At 70.8% G+C, this 17680-nt stretch carries 13 protein-coding genes; 4 read left to right on the plus strand and 9 right to left on the minus strand.

All coding sequences use genetic code 11. The annotated features are described in order from the left end of the window. Positions 1-112 precede the first annotated feature (112 nt). A complete protein-coding gene (locus ACZ45E_RS30025) occupies positions 113-4426 on the minus strand; it encodes a discoidin domain-containing protein (RefSeq protein WP_468226496.1) in 4314 nt (1437 codons plus the stop codon). 209 nt (positions 4427-4635) lie between these two features. On the opposite strand from ACZ45E_RS30025, the gene ACZ45E_RS30030 reads away from it, so the two are divergent. Then, a complete protein-coding gene (locus ACZ45E_RS30030) occupies positions 4636-5130 on the plus strand; it encodes a cupin domain-containing protein (protein WP_468226498.1) in 495 nt (164 codons plus the stop codon). A gap of 271 nt (positions 5131-5401) precedes the next feature. Here the strand turns inward: ACZ45E_RS30030 and ACZ45E_RS30035 are convergent, their stop codons facing one another. The 5 genes from ACZ45E_RS30035 to ACZ45E_RS30055 all read right to left on the minus strand — a co-directional run bounded on the left by ACZ45E_RS30035 (position 5402) and on the right by ACZ45E_RS30055 (position 11621). After that, complete coding sequence (locus ACZ45E_RS30035) at positions 5402-6835, minus strand: cellulose binding domain-containing protein (protein WP_468226501.1); 1434 nt, start codon at positions 6833-6835, stop codon at positions 5402-5404. Further along, a complete protein-coding gene (locus ACZ45E_RS30040; RefSeq protein ID WP_468226504.1) occupies positions 6832-8397 on the minus strand; it encodes a beta-N-acetylhexosaminidase in 1566 nt (521 codons plus the stop codon). Before ACZ45E_RS30040 ends, ACZ45E_RS30035 begins: the two co-directional genes overlap by 4 nt. Before the next feature lie 80 nt (positions 8398-8477). Continuing rightward, entirely contained in the window at positions 8478-9314 is an 837-nt protein-coding gene (locus ACZ45E_RS30045; protein WP_468226508.1) for a carbohydrate ABC transporter permease, read from the minus strand. Next, positions 9311-10279 carry a carbohydrate ABC transporter permease gene (locus tag ACZ45E_RS30050; protein ID WP_468226511.1) on the minus strand — a complete coding sequence of 323 codons (969 nt, stop codon included), beginning with the start codon at positions 10277-10279 and terminating at the stop codon, positions 9311-9313. The genes ACZ45E_RS30045 and ACZ45E_RS30050 overlap by 4 nt, the downstream gene beginning before the upstream one ends. A gap of 70 nt (positions 10280-10349) precedes the next feature. Beyond that, positions 10350-11621 carry an extracellular solute-binding protein gene (locus ACZ45E_RS30055; RefSeq protein ID WP_468226514.1) on the minus strand — a complete coding sequence of 424 codons (1272 nt, stop codon included), beginning with the start codon at positions 11619-11621 and terminating at the stop codon, positions 10350-10352. A 184-nt stretch (positions 11622-11805) separates the two neighbouring features. Here ACZ45E_RS30055 and ACZ45E_RS30060 point away from each other — a divergent pair, with 184 nt between their 5' ends. Both ACZ45E_RS30060 and ACZ45E_RS30065 read left to right on the plus strand, forming a co-directional pair. Further along, a complete protein-coding gene (locus ACZ45E_RS30060; protein WP_468226516.1) occupies positions 11806-12666 on the plus strand; it encodes a GntR family transcriptional regulator in 861 nt (286 codons plus the stop codon). Between the two features lie 66 nt (positions 12667-12732). After that, positions 12733-13176 (plus strand): OsmC family protein, encoded by a 444-nt coding sequence (locus ACZ45E_RS30065; protein ID WP_468226518.1) that lies wholly within the window; start codon positions 12733-12735, stop codon positions 13174-13176. A gap of 51 nt (positions 13177-13227) precedes the next feature. Here ACZ45E_RS30065 and ACZ45E_RS30070 read toward each other — a convergent pair whose 3' ends face one another. Both ACZ45E_RS30070 and ACZ45E_RS30075 read right to left on the minus strand, forming a co-directional pair. Then, entirely contained in the window at positions 13228-14937 is a 1710-nt protein-coding gene (locus ACZ45E_RS30070) for a chitinase (RefSeq protein WP_468226520.1), read from the minus strand. 198 nt (positions 14938-15135) lie between these two features. Further along, positions 15136-15636, minus strand: coding sequence for a mycothiol transferase (locus ACZ45E_RS30075; protein WP_468226523.1), 501 nt, complete (start codon positions 15634-15636; stop codon positions 15136-15138). A 246-nt stretch (positions 15637-15882) separates the two neighbouring features. On the opposite strand from ACZ45E_RS30075, the gene ACZ45E_RS30080 reads away from it, so the two are divergent. Continuing rightward, positions 15883-16296, plus strand: a complete 414-nt coding sequence (locus tag ACZ45E_RS30080; RefSeq protein ID WP_468226526.1) for a hypothetical protein — start codon at positions 15883-15885, stop codon at positions 16294-16296. 54 nt (positions 16297-16350) lie between these two features. Here the strand turns inward: ACZ45E_RS30080 and ACZ45E_RS30085 are convergent, their stop codons facing one another. Beyond that, the gene (locus ACZ45E_RS30085) at positions 16351-17583 is read right to left on the minus strand and encodes a GNAT family N-acetyltransferase (protein ID WP_468226529.1); all 1233 of its coding nucleotides are present in this window, start codon (positions 17581-17583) and stop codon (positions 16351-16353) included. Positions 17584-17680 lie beyond the last annotated feature (97 nt).

Below are 17680 nucleotides of genomic sequence, written 5' to 3' on the forward strand. Positions count from 1 at the left end.
GTGCCGCGACTGTAGCAGGGGATCGATCCGTAATGGAACCACAGTGCCTTTAACGCGAAAGTGGCCGGGCGAATCGCCCGGCCACTCCCATCATGCTGTGTCGCGCGCCGCGCTACGGCAGCGTGTTGATCTTGAAGGTGGACGTGGTGTTGCGGATGTCCACCGCGTTGTCGCTCAGCTTCAGGTTGTGGAAGGTGACCTCACCGACCGCCGGGCCCTGGCCCGACTCCGGCATCTCGTTCGCCCAGACTCCGAAGCCGGACTTGGCGTCGTACGCGTCGCCACTCTTGTGCGCGCCCGAGATCGTCACGTCGGTCAGGATCGTGTCCTTGATCGGGAACTGCGGCTGCCCTCCTACGTAGTTGGTCTGGAACATGATCCCGCTGTACGTCGGATCGACGATGTCGACGTCGGTGACGCGGATGCCCTGGAACACCTTCGAGGCGGAGAACATCCAGATCCCCGGGAAGGTCTGCCCGTTCCAGAAGTGCCCCCCGGAGCGGATGACCGAGGTGTTCTCCAGGGCGGTCGGGCCGGTGCCGAACCCGTTCATCGGATACCCGAAGTCCAGCGAGCTGATGGTGACCCCGGAGTAGACGAGGGTGTCGGCGACCAGGATGTTGCGGAACGTGTTGTCGTACCCGCCGTACACGGCGATGCCCGCCGCCCGCCACGTCAGCAGCGACGTCAGGTTCTCGAACACGTTGTTCTTCTCGTCCGCGCCGCCCGCGTCGATCGCCGAGAACAGGGCGAAACTGTCGTCACCGGTCGCCCGGGACTCGTTGTTCACGACGTGGTTGTCCGTCGAGCCGTTCGTCATGTTGACGCCGTCGGCGAACGTGTCACGGATCCGGGAGTTCTTGACGGTGACCCGGTCGGTGTTGGCGCCCCAGTACAGGCACACCGTGTGCTCGTTCCAGACGTCGTCGATGGTGATGTCCGCGACGTTCGAGAAGTCGAAGACCTTGCCGGGGCCGTCGATGCGCGAGGTGTAGTTCCCGAAGAAGGAGAAGTGCGCGAACGTCGACCCGTTGGCACTCGCCTCCGCGCGGAACCCGGCGTCCGTGTTCTCCTGCGACGCCGGTGTGTGGAACCGTGTGAACCACGGACCGGCGCCGACGACCTTCACGGCCTTCCCGTACACCTGGAACTTGTTCGACGTCTCGTAGTCACCGGCCGGCAGATAGACCCCGACGAGCTTGCCCGTCGTGTCCATCCGCGCCTTGTCCAGCGCGTCCTGCACGGCCTGCTGCGTGAATCCGGTCGGCACGGCGTAGGCCGCCGGGTCCGGGTTGGGCAGCTGGGCCGCCTGCTCCAGACTCACGAAGTCGACCGCGTACGTGGTGTCGTTCGCGGCGTCCTTCTGCAACCGAATTCTGCTGCCCTGCGGCACGGTCCGGCCGAGCAGCAGATTCGCCTCGTCGTAGATGTGCCGGGGCGCGCCCGCGCTCGGCGCGTTGCCGGGCCCGGTCTCCGCCCCGTACAGCCAGGCGTACTTCGACGTCAGGTCGATGGCCTTGAGGAACGTGCCGTCGACGTAGACGTTGAGCGTCGAGTTCCGGCCTCCGCCGCCCGCCGCGTCCGGGATCGAGAAGCGGGTGACGAGCGTGTTCGTCGGCGCCTTCGCGGTGAACTCGACATAGCTGCCCGTGCTGTCCAGGGTCACCGCCTTGCGGCCCGACGCCTCGCCCGCGAGGTCGCCGACCGTGCGGTTGGGGCCGAGCACCTTCGCGCCGCCGCCGACCGCAGCGTCCTCCGCCTCGTAGGTGTCGTACGGCATGCTCGCGCCGCGCCCCACGAACAGCGGCTGCGACGACGTGTTGTTGTCGCGCTTGACCGGCAGCTCGTTCGCGTCGGCGGCGATCACGGTCTTCACCGTGAACTTGCCCTTGCCCGCCGTCCACGTGCCGAGCTTCACGGGCGCGGTCGTGCCACCGGCCGCGATCGACCCGTCGTAGGAACCGGTGAGCGTCTTGACGACCGTGCCGCCGGAGTCGGCGACGGTGAGTGTGATGCTGTGGCCGCCCGCCGAACTCGCCTGGTTGCCCTGGTTCTTGAGGACGGCCGAGAAGGTCACCGTGTCGCCCTCGCCCGGCGCGCTCGGCGACCAGGAGACGGGCGAGGCGACCAGGTCGGCGCTGGACACCGGCTTGACGACGAGACCCGTCGGGCTCGTGTAGGCGTTGTTGCCCTCGTCGCGCTCCACGACCTTGTTGCCCGGGTCGACGACCGCGCCCACCTGGTACGTACCCGCGTCGCGCACCCCGATGTCCGCGCTGACGGTCGCCGTCGCCCCGGCCGCGAGCGCGCCCACGGACGCGGAACCGGCCTTGTCGGAGCCGAGCCTGAAGTCCAGGTCGGTGGCGGTGCTCGCCTCGCTGCCCGCGTTGCGCACGGTCGCCGAGAGAGTGATCCGGTCGGACTCCACCGGCGAGGCGGGCTGCGACGTGATGCCCGTGACCTGGAGGTCGGGGTTGGGTGCGGGCTCACCGATGACCTGGAACTCTGCCAACTGGCCTGCGGCGGACCCTGAGTTGGCCGTGAACACGAGACGTACGTCCGCGACGCGCGCGGTGACCGGTACCGTCACGGTGTTGCCGCTCGACGGGTTGAACGTGTACTCCTTCGCCGCGGCCAGCGTCGTGAAGTCCGACGCCCTCTGCTCACGGCCCTGCACCTCGATCTTCTGGGTGCGGGTGGACCAGGCGGCGTCCGGGTTCAGCTTCAGGACGAGCGAGGAGACATCCGCGTTCGCGCCGAGCTTCACGGTCAGGGTGTTGGGGTAACTGCCCCCGCCGCCCTCCCAGTACGTGCTGGTGCTGTCGTCGACCGCGTTCTCCGCCACGTACGTCTGTGTCGAGGAGGACGCCGTGACCGGCTTGCGCACGGCCAGGTTCGCCCCGACGGTCGTGGAGCCGTTGCGGGTGACGGTGTTGGAGTTCGCCGACTGGTTGCCCGCCGCGTCCTTGGCCCGCACGAAGTACGTGACCGTCGCCGACGCGGGCTGCGTGTCGGTGTATGTGGTGGTGTCCCCGGCGACCGACGTGCGCAGCGTGCCGTTCGCGTAGAGGTCGTACGCCGTGACCTTCACGTTGTCGGCCGACGCCTGCCAGGCGAGCTTGACCTGCCCCTTGGTCGCCTCGGTGAAGGTCAGGTTCCCGGGCGAGGTCGGTGCCTGTGTGTCACCCGAATCGCCCTTGCGGGTCACCGAGTTGGAGTTCGCCGACTGGTTGCCCGCCGCGTCCTTGGCGCGCACGAAGTACGTGAGCGTCGCCGAGGCCGGCTGGGTGTCGGTGTAGGTGAGAGCGGAACCGTCGACCGACGCGCGCAGCGTCCCGTCCGCGTAGATGTCGTAACCGGTGACCTTCACATTGTCCGTGGCCGCCTTCCAGGTCAGCTTGATCTGACCGGTCGCGGGCTCGGTGTAGGCCAGCGCACTGGGCGCGCCGGGCGCCTCGGTGTCACCGTTCGTCGGCCCGAACACCTCCAACTCGGAGAGCTGGCCCGCCGGTTGCCGGGTGTTGGCGGTGATCTGCACCCGCACGTAGCGCGTCGTGACCGTGTCGAAGGACAGGGTCTGCGACTGCCCGCCCGCCGAAGTGAACTCGTACGCCTTCGACGCGACCAGGTCCTGGAAGTCCGTGCCGTTCGTGCTGCCCCGCAGCGTCAGGGTCTGCGTCCTGGTCTCCCATCCCGACGGCAGCCGCAGCACCACGCGGTTCACGCGCACCGAAGCGCCCAGGTCCACCTGGACCCACTGCGGCAGTGCGTCGTTCCTGGACTCCCAGTAGCTGGCGGCATCACCGTCACCGGCGTTCGCCGCCGCGTACGTCTGCGTCGAGGAGCTCGCCGTGAACGTCCTGCCCCGGGCCAGGTTCACCGAGGACTCGCCCGCGCCATGCACCTCGAGCTCCGACAACTGGGCTGCCTGCCAACCCGAGTTGGCGCTCACCGCGATCCGTACGTAACGGGTCTGCGTCGCCGCGAACGACACCGTCACCGTGTTGCCGGAGCCCGGCGCGAAGGTGTAAGACGCCGACGGCTTCAGGGTGTCGAACGAGGAACCGTCCGCGCTGCCCTGCACCGACAGCGTCTGGTTCCGGCTCTCCCAGGCGCCCGGCAGGCGCAGCACCACCTCGTCGACGCGGGCCGTCGCTCCCAGGTCGGCCTGCACCCACTGCGGCAGGCCGGAGCCTGCGCTCTCCCAGTACGTGGCGGCGTTGCCGTCGGTGACGTTCGCCGCGCCGTACTCCGCGTTCGCGCTGCTCGCCCTTGCCGCGGCGCCCGCCGCGAGGTTCGGGCCGCCCGCGGCCTGCGCCGATATCGCCGGCAGACCGAGGAAGGCCAGGGCGAAGGCGAGGAACGCGACCGCGAGGCCCCGCCTTCTGCTCCGCCATCTAAATCCGAGCGATGACTGTCCGATCATGTTGCCCCTGTCCCTGCACCGGTCGTGCAGTGAAGCGAGTTGCAGCGAGTGATCCAAAGGCCCGTTACATCAGGTTCTTGCGTTTAGTTGTTGGAGAATTGCAGAGTGATGTTGCGGAGTCCACCGTTTGAACAGAGGTAGTTGCGATGCGGGAGAATCCGACGAGGCCACTGCCGTCCACCCGGCCCCACGACGGAGGAACGATCGAGATGCCCGCTGCCCATGTCCTGCTCGCAGAGCTCCTGAAGGGGGCCGACCCGGCCGCGACGGGGGCGTTGTGGCGCCTGGAGGGCGCGGCCCGGCAGCTCGACTCCAACGTCGTCCGGGTGCGGCCCGGCGCGCGGGGCGAGGCGTACGTCGAGAACGATCTCGATGTGCTGCTCGTCGTCGTCGAGGGGCACGGCACTCTGCGCCGGGCGGATCGCGACGAGGAACTGGCGCCCGGCACGCTCGTGTTCGTGCCGCGCGGTGAGCGGCGCGCCGTCAGCGCGGGTGACGACGGCCTCGTCTACGTCACGGCGCACCGCAGGCGGCCCGGCATGACGATCGGCCGGGCCGCCGCGGTGACGTCCGAGGGCGGCGAGGCGCCCTGTCTGCTGCCCCGCGTCTGCGCGGAGTGCGGCCGGGCCGCCGAGGACGCCGGGGCGAGCTTCTGCGGCCGGTGCGGGAAGCGCTTGCCAGGAGGGACTTCCGGCCGTACTTGAGCGCGAGGGATCAAGCCAGACGGCGGGTTCCGCACCCTGCCCGCAGCCCCGTACAAGGGGTCCGGCACGACACGTCCGTCACTTCTCGCCACTGATTCAACACACAATGTTACTGAAAGCCGGGGGTCCGGGATGAGTTCCCGGCCCGCCCACGGCAGACTCTGGCCCAGGCCGGTCGCCGACTCCCGTGGCGGCCGTCCTGGGGAGGGGAAGCACCACCGGGGGAGTCCGCACGTGTGGGGCGCGCGGACTCCCCACCCCCGTCAGGGCGTCAGGCCGCCGGGACCGTGTCCTCGAACGTCCGGCCCGCCGAGCGGTACGCGGCCACCTTCGCCGCCACCTGAGCCGGCGTGAGCACCTCGTCCTTGACGTGCAGCACGTAGTCGACCTGCTGGTCGTACGCGCGCGGGCTGCTGCTCGTCTGACCCACCAGGTCGATCAGCCACTGGTTGAAGTTGATCGACATCGGTCGCTCCGGCAGGTACGCGGCGTCGTGCGTGCCGAACAACTGCCCGTCGATGAAGTACCGGATGGTGCTGTTGTCGATGGTGAGCACCAGGTCGTGCCAGCCGGCGTAGCTCCGCCGGCTCTCGGTGTGCTGGTTCACCGCCTGCCACGGATCCGGGTTGTACGTCTCCCAGGACGTCGTGTACAGGATGTTCGACGGCTCGCCCCAGCCTCCGTTGGGGAGGTACTCGAAGTCGTACTCGGCGTAGTCGTCCGCCATCGGCGCCTTGAGGTCGTTGATGGTGAAGAACGTCTGCACCAGGTGGTCCCCGTCCGGGCCGCTCCTGGGCGCGTCACTGAACTTCACGCGCGCCGCGTACGTCCCGTTCCTGAACTTCAGGGCCTTGGTGAGGACTTCGGTCTGCTCCGTGCTGCCGCCGCTCCCCGCGGTCGACGTCTCCAGGTTCATCACCGCGTTGCCGTTCACGGTCGGGAACGTCACGTTCTCCGGCGCCCAGGTCGCGCCGGGAACGCCCGGGCCGCCGGAGTTGGAGCGCACGCTCCAGCCGTTCGCCGCGATCCGCGGGTCGTTGTACGCGCTGTAGGCGAAGTCGTCGAAGAGTGTGGCTCCGTCGCCGGGCGGATCGGTGGGGTCGGTGGGGTCCGTGGGGTCGGTCGGGTCGTTGCCCTCGGGGGCCGAGCCCCACACGACGGCGCCGTCGAGTTGTGCGGTGACCTTCGCCCAGTTCGCGTACCCCGACTGCGCCCCGCCGAACGAGTAGTCGTCGGCCTGGTTCAGCGGCTGCCAGTCGGCGCGGTAGAAGCGCAGCTGGAGGTCGCCCGTGTCCGCGCCCGCCGCCAGCGATCCGGCGCCGGAGGCGAAGCCGACCTCCAGATACCGGTCGGCGGTCGCCGTCGGGTGGGCGAGCGTGCCGAACGTGCCGGTGACGTTGGCGCAGCCCCTGACCGCCCACGAGCACGCGAAGCGGTAACTCGCGCTCGCCGCGTCCGACCTGAAGTAGTAGCGGACCTTCACCGCGCTGAGCGGGACGCTCGAACTCCCCGTGTTGCGGACCTTCAGCCACGGCTCGGCCTGGTCGCCGCCGGTGCTGCCCGTGTGGTACTGCACCGTCAGGCCGCCCGCGGCGGCGGAGGCCCCCGGCGGGAGCGCGACGAGACCCGCGCAGCCGAGCACGGCGGCCGAGGCGCAGGTGACGGCCCTGGTGACGATCGTTCTTCTCGCGATGCTCTTTCTCATGACGGTTCCTCTCCGGAACGGTGGGGGACGGGGACGTACGGGTCGAGCGGCCCGTGCCGCACGCCGAGCGCGGCGAGCCGGGCCGTGTGCGCGGTGAGCCGCGCCCGGAAGCCGGCCCAGGACGGCGAGCCGTGCCAGGCGCGGTCGGCGAGGGCGCAGAGCCGGGGGAAGGCCAGATGGTCGACGTGCCCGGCGGTCGAGGCGAACTCGGTCCACAACTGCGCCTGCATACCCAGGAGCCGGCCGGCCGTGTCGGTGTCGCCCGGCAACTCGTGGTCGTGGACCGCGCGGAGATCGACCACGGGGCCCGGCTGCGCCTGCGGTTCCGTCGGGGCGTAGGACTGCGCGTAGTCCAGGTAGCTCGCCCGGTGCTGGCCGCTGATCACCGCGTGGCCGCGCTTGAGGGCGAGGCGGGTGTGCTCGGGGTCGCGCCAGGTCATGACCGTGAAGTGCGGCGGCAGCCCCTCACCGGTCTCCGCCCACGCCATCGGGGTGCGGCCGCGCTCGACGAGGAACTCCCCGACGCGGCCCAGGAACCAGCCGCGCAGCGCGGCCGTGTCCGCCAGGCCCTCGGCGGCGGCCCGCGCCCGCGCCGCAGGGCTCGCCGCCCACTCCGTGGTGGGGCACTCGTCGCCGCCGAGGTGCACATGCGGCGAAGGGAACACCGAGAGGACCTCGTCGAGGACGGTGCGGCAGAAGTCGAACACCGGCTCGTGCACGCCGAGGACGCTCTCGCACACGCCCCATCGCGTCCACACGTCGAGGCGCCGGCCCGGCACGGTGCCCAGCTCCGGATGGGCGGCGAGGGCGGCCCGCGCGTGTCCCGGCATCTCTATCTCCGGCACGACGGTGACCCCGCGCGCGGCGGCGTACGCCACGAGGTCCGTCAACTCCCGCCGCGTGTAAGCGCCTTCATGCGGAGTGCCGTCGAAGTGGCGGCTCCCGGAGGGTCCCGCCATCGACTCGGCGCGCCGCCCGCCCACCTCCGTAAGGCGCGGATACGCCGCGACCGGCATCCGCCACCCCTGGTCGTCGGTCAGGTGCAGGTGCAGCACGTTCAGCTTGTGCAGGGCAAGCAGGTCGACGTAGCGGCGCAGCAGGGACACCGGCTGGAAGTGGCGGGCCACGTCGAGCATGAACCCGCGCCAGGGGTGCCGGGGCACGTCGGTGATCTCCGCACAGGGCACGCGCCAGACGGTCCCGCGCTGCGCGGTGCTCAACAGGGCGCCCGTCGGCAGCAGTTGGCGGATCGTCTGGACACCGCGCAGCAGGCCGGTGAGGTGCGCGGCCCGCAGCAGTACCGCGTCCGGCGCGACCGTCAGGCCGTACCCCTCGTCGCCCAGCCCGCCCAGCCGGGGATCGAGCGCGAGCACGAACGGCCCGTCGGACGCGGCGCGCAGAGGCAGCCCCGTGGCCGGCGCGAGGAGTGTACGGAGCAGTGCGGCGGCGGGTCCGGCGCCGGGGGAGACCCGGACCGTCGTGTCCGCCCGGAGTGTGAAGTGACCGGGGCGAAAGGCCAGTTGGGTGGGGAGCGGGATCAGAGAGGGGCGGTGTGCGGGCACTGCGGACCTCCGAGCGGGGAGCGGGCCTGCGGACGGCGCGGGCCCGCGGGCAGCGGAACCGGGCCCCGGGCAGGGGCGGGTCAGCCCTTGACGGCGCCGGCCGCGAAACCGGACGTGACGTGCCGCTGCATCACCAGGAAGATCACCAGGGCGGGCAGCGCGAAGAGGGTGGAGGCGGCCATCGTGGCGCCCCAGTCGGTGCCGAACGTGTTGTGGAACGAGGACAGCCACACCGGCAGCGTCCGGTGGTCCTGCTGCTTGATGATGAGGAAGTTGGCGTACGCGAACTCGTTCCACGCCGTGATGTAACCGAACAGCGAGGTCGCCATCAGGCCCGGCGCGAGCAGCGGGAAGGCGATGTGCCGGAAGGCGCCGGCGCGGGTACAGCCGTCGACCTGGGCCGACTCCTCCAGCTCGGCCGGGATCGTCGCGATGAAGCCGCGCAGCACGACGATCGTGAACGGCAGCGTCATCATGAAGTACACGAGGGTCAGGGTCGGCAGCCGGTCCAGCATCCCGGTGTCGCGGGAGATGATGTACACCGGGATGATCAGCGACTCCCAGGGCGCCATCTGCGCGACGAACACCATCAGCATGAACTGCCGCCGCCCCCGCCACCGCATCCGCGCCACCGCGAAGGACGCCCCGAGCGCCACCAGCAGGGCCAGCAGCACCGCGCCCAGCGTCACGAGCACGCTGTTGCGCCAGAACAGGCCGAACCCGTCGGCGTCGATCGCCCGCCGGAAGTGGTCCAGCGTCCAGCTCCGCGGCAGCAGCCGGGGACTGTCCGACTGGATGTCGCGGCTGGGTCTGAACGCCGTCGTCACCATCCAGTACACGGGGAAGAGGCAGACGATCACCGTGACCGTCGCGGCGACGTGGAGCGGGAGGCGCCGCAGCGCACGCGAGGTCGTCACAGCTCGCCCTCCTGCCGGAACATCTGCCGGAAGTAGGCGACGAGCACGCCGGACATGAGCAGCACCGTCACCATGGACGCCGCCGCCCCCAGGTCGTAGCGCTGCCCGGAGAGCGCGGTCTGCACCGCGTACACCGGCAGGATGGTGGTCGCGTCGCCCGGGCCGCCGCGGGTCATCACCCAGATCTGCACGAACGCCTTGAACGTCCAGATCACCTCCAGCGACAGCACCAGCATGAAGATCGGCCGGACGATGGGCAGCGTGATCGACCGGAAGACGCGCGGACCGGACGCGCCGTCGATGCGCGCGGCCTCGTACAGGTCGGCCGGCACGGTGGTCAGCGCCGAGTAGAGGGTGATCGCCGCGAACGGCACCGACTGCCAGACGACGAGCGTCACCAGGATGGTGAAGGCGGCCGGGCCGTGCGCCAGCCACGGATATCCGTCGAACGAGGAGAGACCGAGACCGGTCAGCGTGTGGTTGACGATCCCGAACTCCGAGTGGAACAGCCACTGGAACACGGTCGTCGCCGCCACCACCGGCATCGCCCACGCGAGCACGAGCGCGCTGAGCACCGCTGTCCGCCATGTCCGGCCGAGCCGCTCCACCATCAGCGCCACGAGCGTCGACAGGGCCATGATCAGGGCGACGCTGACGGCCATGAACAGGAACGTGCGGCGGACGACGGTCCAGAACCGGGGATCGGAGAGCAGTGTCGTGTAGTTGTCGAACCCCGTGAAGCGGGCGTGGCCCAGGATGAGCTGACGCAGGCCGAAGTCCTGGAAGGAGATCAGGACCGCCCGGCCCAGCGGGTAGAGCAGCAGGTACAGCATGCCGAGGACGGCGGGCGCCACCAGTAGGTACGGCCAGGCGCCGGACATCGTGGCGCGGCGGGACGGACCCCGTGGGTGCCGGGGCGGCCGGGTGAGGGGGCGGGGCGCGGTCCGCTCGCGGACGACCGACACGGCGCACACTCCTTTCGTCGGTTCTCGCGGGGGCTCGGCAGGGCTCGCGGGGTCGATCCGAGGGCGCCGGTCAGGAACCGGAGTTCATCGCCGACGTGATCGCGTCGGACGCCTTCGCCGCCTCCCGCGCCGGATCGGCCCCCGTGAGCACCGCCGTCAGGTAGTCCTTGACCGGGTTCTTCGCCTCGACGGCCGCCCAGCCGGGCGTGTTCGGCGTCGCGTGGCCCACCGCCGCGCCGACCGCCATCGCGGAGGCCCCCGGGTCCTTGGCGACGGCGCCGGCGAGCGTCGTCCTGTTCGGTACGTAGCTCATCGCGACGGCGAGCTTCTTCTGCCAGGCGGCGCCGGTCAGCTCCTTGACGAAGGTGTACGCGGCGTCGTGGTGCTGCGACACGGTCGGGATCACCAGGTCGGAGCCGCCGGTGAAGACCGCTCCCGGGGCGCCCGAGGTCTTCCCGGGGACGGGGAAGAACCCCAGCTTGCCCTTGAGCTCCGGGTTGTTCTGGGTGACGACGGCCGCGCCGCCGGGCACGCCGACGACCTGGGCGACCTGCCCCTTGGCCATCACCTCGGCTTGCGGCGGCTGCGCCTCGTCGGAGTCCTTGGGGCCTTTGCCGAGGGCTTGCAGCTTCTTGTAGAACGCCATCGCGCGCAGCGCCTCGGGCGTGTCCAGCGCGCCCTTCCAGCTCTTCCCGGACTCGATGGCCAGGTCGCCGCCCTCGTCCCAGACGAAGCCGGAGAAGGTGTACCAGTTCTGTCCGGGCAGGTAGATGCCCTGCTGAGACCCCTTGTCGAGCTTCTTCGTCGCGGCGATCCACCGGTCGCGCGTCGTGATCGACGCCGCGTCGACGCCCGCCTTCTCGAACAGGTCCTTGCGGTAGATGACGACCCGGTTGGCCGCGTAGTACGGGATGCCGTACTGCTTCCCCTCGTACGCGCCCGGCTCGGCCAGGCCCTTCAGCCAGTCCTCGCCGCCGAGCGCGTCGACCTTGTCGCTCAGATCCAGCAGGCCGCCGCTCTGCGCGAACTGGGCGACCTGGGTGTTCCCGGTCTCGATCACGTCGGGCGCGTCGTTGCTGGCGAGTGCGGCGGTGACCTTCTCACCGATGCCGTCCCACTCCTGGATCTGGACCCGTACGTCGATGTCCGGGTGCGCTGCCTCGAAACCCTTCTCGAACTGCTTCTGGAAGGCGGCCGACACGCTGTCGCGCATCAGCCACACGTCGATACCGGTCCGTCCGCCGTCGGCGGCTTCCCCGTCGCCGGAGCCGGACGAACTGCAGGCACTGAGCCCGGCGACCGCGACGAGCGCGGACAGACCGGCGAGCATACGGAGCTTCACGGTTCACCTCTGGGCGCCGGACCTGACCAGTTCTCCAACTGGTCAGGTGACCTCTGGTGGTGGAGAAAGCTGGCATAGACCATTGGGCGCGTCAACCCCCTTGTGAATACTGGGGAGTTGTCGATCAAGGCCGCCGCGTGGTCAACTGGTCAGACAACTGGTCGTACGGCACGAGGGGGCGGACGTGAACGCCGACGGGACCGTCGAGAACCCGGACGCGCCGGGTGCGGTGCTCAAGCGCGAGCGGGTGCGCGACCACATCCTGGAACTCATCGAGTCACAGCGCCCCGGCGACGCGATCCCCTCCGAGCGCACACTCTGCGCCCGGCTCGGCGTCTCCCGGCCCACGCTCCGCGCGGCGGTCGACGAACTCGTGGCCGCCGGCCTTCTCGTCCGCGAACACGGCCGCGGAATGTTCGTCGCCCCGCAGAAGATCACCCAGGAACTCGTCGCCCAGGAACAGGCGTTGACGGTGCCGCAGGCCGCCGGCGCCTGGTCGAGCCGGCTCCTGGAGTTCACCACCATCCAGGCGGGCGCCCGCGTCGGCCGCAAGCTGCGCCTCTCACCCGCCGCGAAGATCGTGTACGTGGCCCGGCTGCGCCTCGTCGACGGGGCGCCCATGGCCATCGAGCACCTGCACATCCGCGCCGACCTGGTCCCGGGGCTGAGCGCCCAGGAGCTGGAGAGCGGCGACCTCTACGCCCATCTGCGCGAACACCACGACGTACACGTCCGCGAAGCAGTGCAGGCCATCGAGCCGACCGTCGTCACCCGCGCCGAGGCCGACCTCCTCGACGTCCCCGAACTCTCCCCGGCACTGCTCTTCGAGCGGCTCACCTCGGACACGGCCGGGCGGCCCGTGGAGTACGTCCACTCGCTGTACCGGGGCGACCGCTACCGGATCGTCTCCCGCCTCACGCTCGGCCCCGCCGCGACCACCGCGGCGCCCTCGGCCGGCCACCATCCGGGGATCCCGCCCGGCGACTTCGCCCACCGCGACACCGTCGCCTCCTCCACCCGCGGCGACGTGCAGCAGGCGCCCTGAGGCCCCCGCCACGCACTCCGGGGCCGCCTGCGCGGCGCGGGCGCGGTACCTCGCTACGGTTCGGCCATGGCCGACTACCGCATCGAAACCGTCCGTAACGGCGAGCGCGACTGGACCGCCCGCAACGAGCGGGGAGCCGAGGTCCGGATCGCCCCCGCCGACGCCGCGCAGGCGGGCCCGCCCTCGTTCACCCCCGTCGAACTCCTCCTCGCCGCGTTCGGCGGCTGCGGGGGCCTCGTCGTCGACCGCACCGCCCGCGGCGCCGACCACGACGGTCTGCGCATCGTCGTCGAGTCGGTCTCCCGGCCCGAGGACGAAGGCCGTGTCGGTACCGTCCGCGTCTCCTACGAGATCGCCCTGCCCGAGGGCGACACCCGTACCGCAGAGATCATCGAGAGCGGCATCCGCCTCACCCACGAGAAGTACTGCACGGTCAGCCGCACCGTCGAGCACGGCGCACGCGTCGAGGCGCGGGGCCCCGACGGCACGGTGCTCTTCATGGGCGGCTGACGCGTCCGGCGACGACGTGCCGCCGGACGCGCCGGCGGCACCCGCCCCGGGTCACGGCAGGGTGTGCACCTTGGGCCCGACCGAGTTCGACCAGGCGTTCCCGGCCGTCGCGTCCCAGTTCGTCGACCAGGTCATCGCCCCGCGCAGCGCCGGATAGGTCTTCGCGGGCTTGAAGGAACCGCAGCCCGTACCGCGCGCCAGGCAGTCCAGCGCGTTGTTCACGACCGACGGAGCCACGTAGCCGCTGCCCGCCCCGCGCGTCGACGCCGGGACGCCGATGCCGACCTGCGACGGGTCGAGGCCGCCCTCCAGCTGGATGCAGGCGAGCGCGGTGAGGAAGTCCACCGAGCCCTGGCTGTAGACCTTGCCGTCGCAGCCGAGCATCGAACCGCTGTTGTAGTACTGCATGTTGACGACCGTGAGGATGTCCTTCACGTTCAGCGCGGTCTTGAAGTACTCGCCCGACGTGGACTGCATGTCGATGGTCTGCGGCGCCATCGTGAGCACCAGCTTCGACCCGGCCTTGGCGGCCAGCTGACGCAGCGCCTTCGTCATGTACGTCGAGTTGAGGCCGTTCTCCAGGTCGATGTCGACGCCGTCGAAGCCGTACTCCTGCATGAGCGCGTACGCGCTGTTCGCGAAGGCCGTCGCCGACGTGTCGCTGTTGACCGAGATGCTGCCCTTCTCCCCGCCGACCGAGAGGATCACGGACTTGCCCGCCGCGTGCTTGGCGGCGATGTCCGCCTTGAAGTCGGCGGCGGAGGCATAACCGACGGCCGGGTCGAGGTTGAAGGTGATCTGTCCCTGCGTGGTCGTGGCGTCGGCGAACGACACCGCGATGATGTCGTACTGCGCCGGGACGTCCCGCAGCTTCTGCACGGTCGCGCCGTTGTCGAAGTTCTGCCAGTACCCCGTCAGCGCGTGCTTGGGCACGGTGCCCCCGCCCCCGCCGCCCCCGGACGTGGCCGTCCGCGCGCTCACGGCCGCCGACCTCGCGGACTCGCCCGCCGCGTTCGTCGCGCTGACCTGGAAGCTGTACGAGGTGTCGGCCGCGAGCCCCGTGACGCTCGCCGAGGCGCCCGTGACCGAAGCGACCTTCGTGCCGTCCCGGTAGACGTTGTAACCGCTCGCCGTGGAGACCGGGGTCCAGGACAGGCCGACGGAGGACGAGGTGGTCGCGCCCGCGGCGAGCCCCGACGGCACGGCCGGTATCACGACCGGGTCGCTGCCACCGCCGCCGTCGGGCCCGAAGACGCTCACGTCGTCGGCGTAGTACGCGCTCTGCCCGTACCAGCCGTGCGTGTAGACCGTCACCGACGTCGTGTTCGCGCCGGTCTTGAAACTGGTGGTCAGCTGCTGCCAGGACGGACTCCCCGGCGTCCAGGTGGAGACGTCGGTGGTGCCGGTGCCGCTCGCGCCGAGGTAGGCGTAACCGCCCTGCACCCAACTGCTGAGCGTGTACGTCGAGTTGGGCTTGACCGCGACGGTCTGGGTGCACTTGGCGTTGTCCTGGCCGGCCGGGGTGCCCTTCAGCGCCTTGGCGCCGCCGTGCGCGGGCGAGGAGACGACGCTGCCGCTGCCCGCCGAACAGGTCCAGTTGGACAGGTCCGACTCGAAGCCGGCGTTCTTGGCCACGTTGACGTCCGCGGCCTGCGCGGGAGCGGCGAGCGCGGTGACGCCGAGCGCCGCGGCCGAGGTGACGGCGAGTGCGCCGCCGAGCCGGCGCAGGGGGCTGGGTCTGCCATGACGTACACGGTCCACGGGGGTGCCTCCGGGGGAGAGGTGGGGAGCGGATGTGAACGGTGGCCACCGCTGTGCGCCAAAGCTGGTCCAGACCAATCGAGTTGTCAAGACCTCTGGCGCGCGGCGGCCGTCACGGCGGTGCGCCCGGACGGCGAAACGGCGCTGAACAAGTAGTTCAGCGCCGTTCGGTGGTGGCGTGGGGAGGCGGCGGAGCGATCAGAGCAGCCCGCGTACGTAGGCGGCCTGTCCCACGTGCTGGAGGTCGTCCGCCAGCACGCTGACCAGCCGCGCGCCGAGGGTCACGGGCGGGTCCCAGTTCTCGTCCACGACGCGGTCGAACGCGGCGTCCTTCAGATCCCCGAGGAAGCCCAGCGTCTGCTCGTGCACCGCGTCGTAGTAGCCGAGCAGCAGCTCGCCGGAGTCGACCTTCACCTGGCCGACCTGTTCCGAGGTGTGGCCGTACCCGGTGTCGGACGCGGGCAGCGGCAGGGCGAAACGGTCGGCCCAGCCCCCCGCGAGCCAGAGCTGCTCCTTGCCCGAGGCGTCGGCGACGTGGTCGTCCTGCACGCGCGTGAGATGCCAGATCAGCCAGGCGATGGAATTCGCGCCGTCACCGGGCCGCGCGTGGAGATCATCGGCGGAAAGTCCCTCGACCGCCGCGTGTACTTCTTCCTGAATGCGGCCGTAGCCGTCGATGAGTACGTCATGGGAGTGCATGGAGTGCAGTTTCGTCGACCACGCCGATTTCGGCCAACGGAGTGCCTGAATATGCCAGGAGACTGGCCAGAAAAGCGTGGTGACAGTGCGTGCGAAGTGCCGATACTCGACGGGTGGGACGGTTGAATTCCGTTCCCTGGCGGCGCGCGGCAGATCGACAATCTTGATCGCTTCCGCCGCCGGGGTCGATCGCTGATCAATTGCCGAACAGGCAGTGATCAATGGCGCCGGGCATTGGGGGAGATCGTGCACGATGAATTCCTGTGCCATGTCACCGCGTACGGAATCTGCGGCGGACGGCGCGTCGGAGTTCCGCTCGGCACCTACCGCGCGCCCACCCTGCCGCTCGCCCTGTGGTGGCTGCGCGACCGTGCCGCCTGGATCGCCGAACGCCTCGATCCACGCCCCGGCCAGCCGCACCTGCCCGAGGGCGCCCTGATGCCGGTCGGCGACGACACCCCGGACGTGCCCGCCCTGCTGCGCGCCTGGTGCGCGGACACCGCCCAGCAGGAGCGCGTCGCCGAGGAGCTGGCGGGCGGCCGGCTCGTCCGTGTGGCCACCCGGGACGAGACCACCGAGTACGAACTCCTCGCCGAGTCCGTGGACGCCCTGCGCATGGCCCGCACCGCCCTACGTTCCCGCGCCCACGCCTCGGTCTGACAGTCCGACCCGTGACCGAGCCGGCGCGGCGGGGGTTCTCGAAGGACAGGCTCCTCAGAACTCGTCGAGCGTGTGGGGCAGCAGGTCCGTGCGGAGCGCGGCATCGAGCATCGACGCCGCGTCCGGCTTGTGCTCGACGACCAGCCCCGCCCGCACCAGGGCCCGCACCGGCGTCGCACCCATGTAGGCCGTCGCCAGATCGCGCACGTCCAGCGAGAGATCCGGGTCGTCCCCCGTCGGCGCGTAGGAGAACCCGTCGGGCGACGCGATCAGCCGGTACCTGCCCGCGTTCGCCGGCACCTGTTCGTCACGGACCGCGAGCACCATGTCCACGGGCGCCGCCCACGTACGGGCCTCCAGCGCCGCCCGCACATCGACGAGCCGCACCCACAGCGAAGGGAACGACTCCGTGACCCGCACCTGGTCCCGGTCCGCCGCGATCAACAGCAGCGGATCGTCCACCGGCCGGCCCCAGGCCCGCACGGTGCCGGTCAGGTCGATCGCGCTCAGATAGCTCCACAGCGCGGCCGCCTCCTCGGGGCCGTCGGCCTCCAGGTCGTCGACCCGCACCAGACCCGGGGCGGCCGTGTCCTCGTCGCCCGGCTTGGTGCGGTAGACCGCGTACCCGGCGAGCGGATCGCCCAGCGCCACGATCCGCGGCGGCGACAGAGCGTCGTCGCTCTCGTCCTTCTCGACCAGCCACTCCTCGCGCCACCACGCCTCCGTGCGCGCCTGCCTGCCCGCCCGCTGCGCCCGCGTCCGTTCGAAGTACGGGCCGAGCAGCGCGGGGGCGGCCGACGGGTCGACCAGCCGCAGGGGGCGGGGGTCGGGCGTGACGCGCAGCGCCAGCGGCCGCCGCGAGTCGATCCGCACGCTCGCGCCGTACGCGCCGGGACCGAAGCCGTACCGGCCGTAGATCGACGACTCCGACGCCCACAGCGCCACGAGCGGGGCGCCCTGCCGCGCGCACCGTGCGAACAGCTCGGTGATCATCCCGGAGAGCACGCCGCGCCGCCGGTGCGTCGGCGCCACCGACACGAACGTCAACCCGGGGCAGGGGAGTTCACCGCCGCCGGGCACGGACACCGAGAACGGGTGCGCGGCGGCGAACCCGACCAGCTCCTCGCCCTCGTAGGCGCCGATACGCAGGAACGCGGTCAGCGTCTCGCGGTGGTGCTCGCGCCGCTCGTCCCGCGGTGACTCGTGGAAGACCAGATAGGCGAGCGCGAGAGCACGCTCGATGTCGGACTCGGGAAGTTCACGGATCTGTACGGATCGGACACTCATGATCGCAGACCCTAGCCGGGAGCGACGCCCCGCGCCCGTGGGAACCCCCGGGGGACGGTGCCCGGGCGGGCACCGTCCCCCGGGGGCGTACCTCGGC

The organism is Streptomyces sp. NPDC030991 (assembly GCF_055571235.1).

Coding starts and splice junctions, on each gene's coding strand:
- ACZ45E_RS30075 (WP_468226523.1), bottom strand. CDS start 15,636: ATGCACTCCCATGACGTACTCATCGACGGCTACGGCCGCATTCAGGAA.
- ACZ45E_RS30030 (WP_468226498.1), top strand. CDS start 4,636: ATGCCCGCTGCCCATGTCCTGCTCGCAGAGCTCCTGAAGGGGGCCGAC.
- ACZ45E_RS30035 (WP_468226501.1), bottom strand. CDS start 6,835: ATGAGAAAGAGCATCGCGAGAAGAACGATCGTCACCAGGGCCGTCACC.
- ACZ45E_RS30085 (WP_468226529.1), bottom strand. CDS start 17,583: ATGAGTGTCCGATCCGTACAGATCCGTGAACTTCCCGAGTCCGACATC.
- ACZ45E_RS30065 (WP_468226518.1), top strand. CDS start 12,733: ATGGCCGACTACCGCATCGAAACCGTCCGTAACGGCGAGCGCGACTGG.
- ACZ45E_RS30025 (WP_468226496.1), bottom strand. CDS start 4,426: ATGATCGGACAGTCATCGCTCGGATTTAGATGGCGGAGCAGAAGGCGG.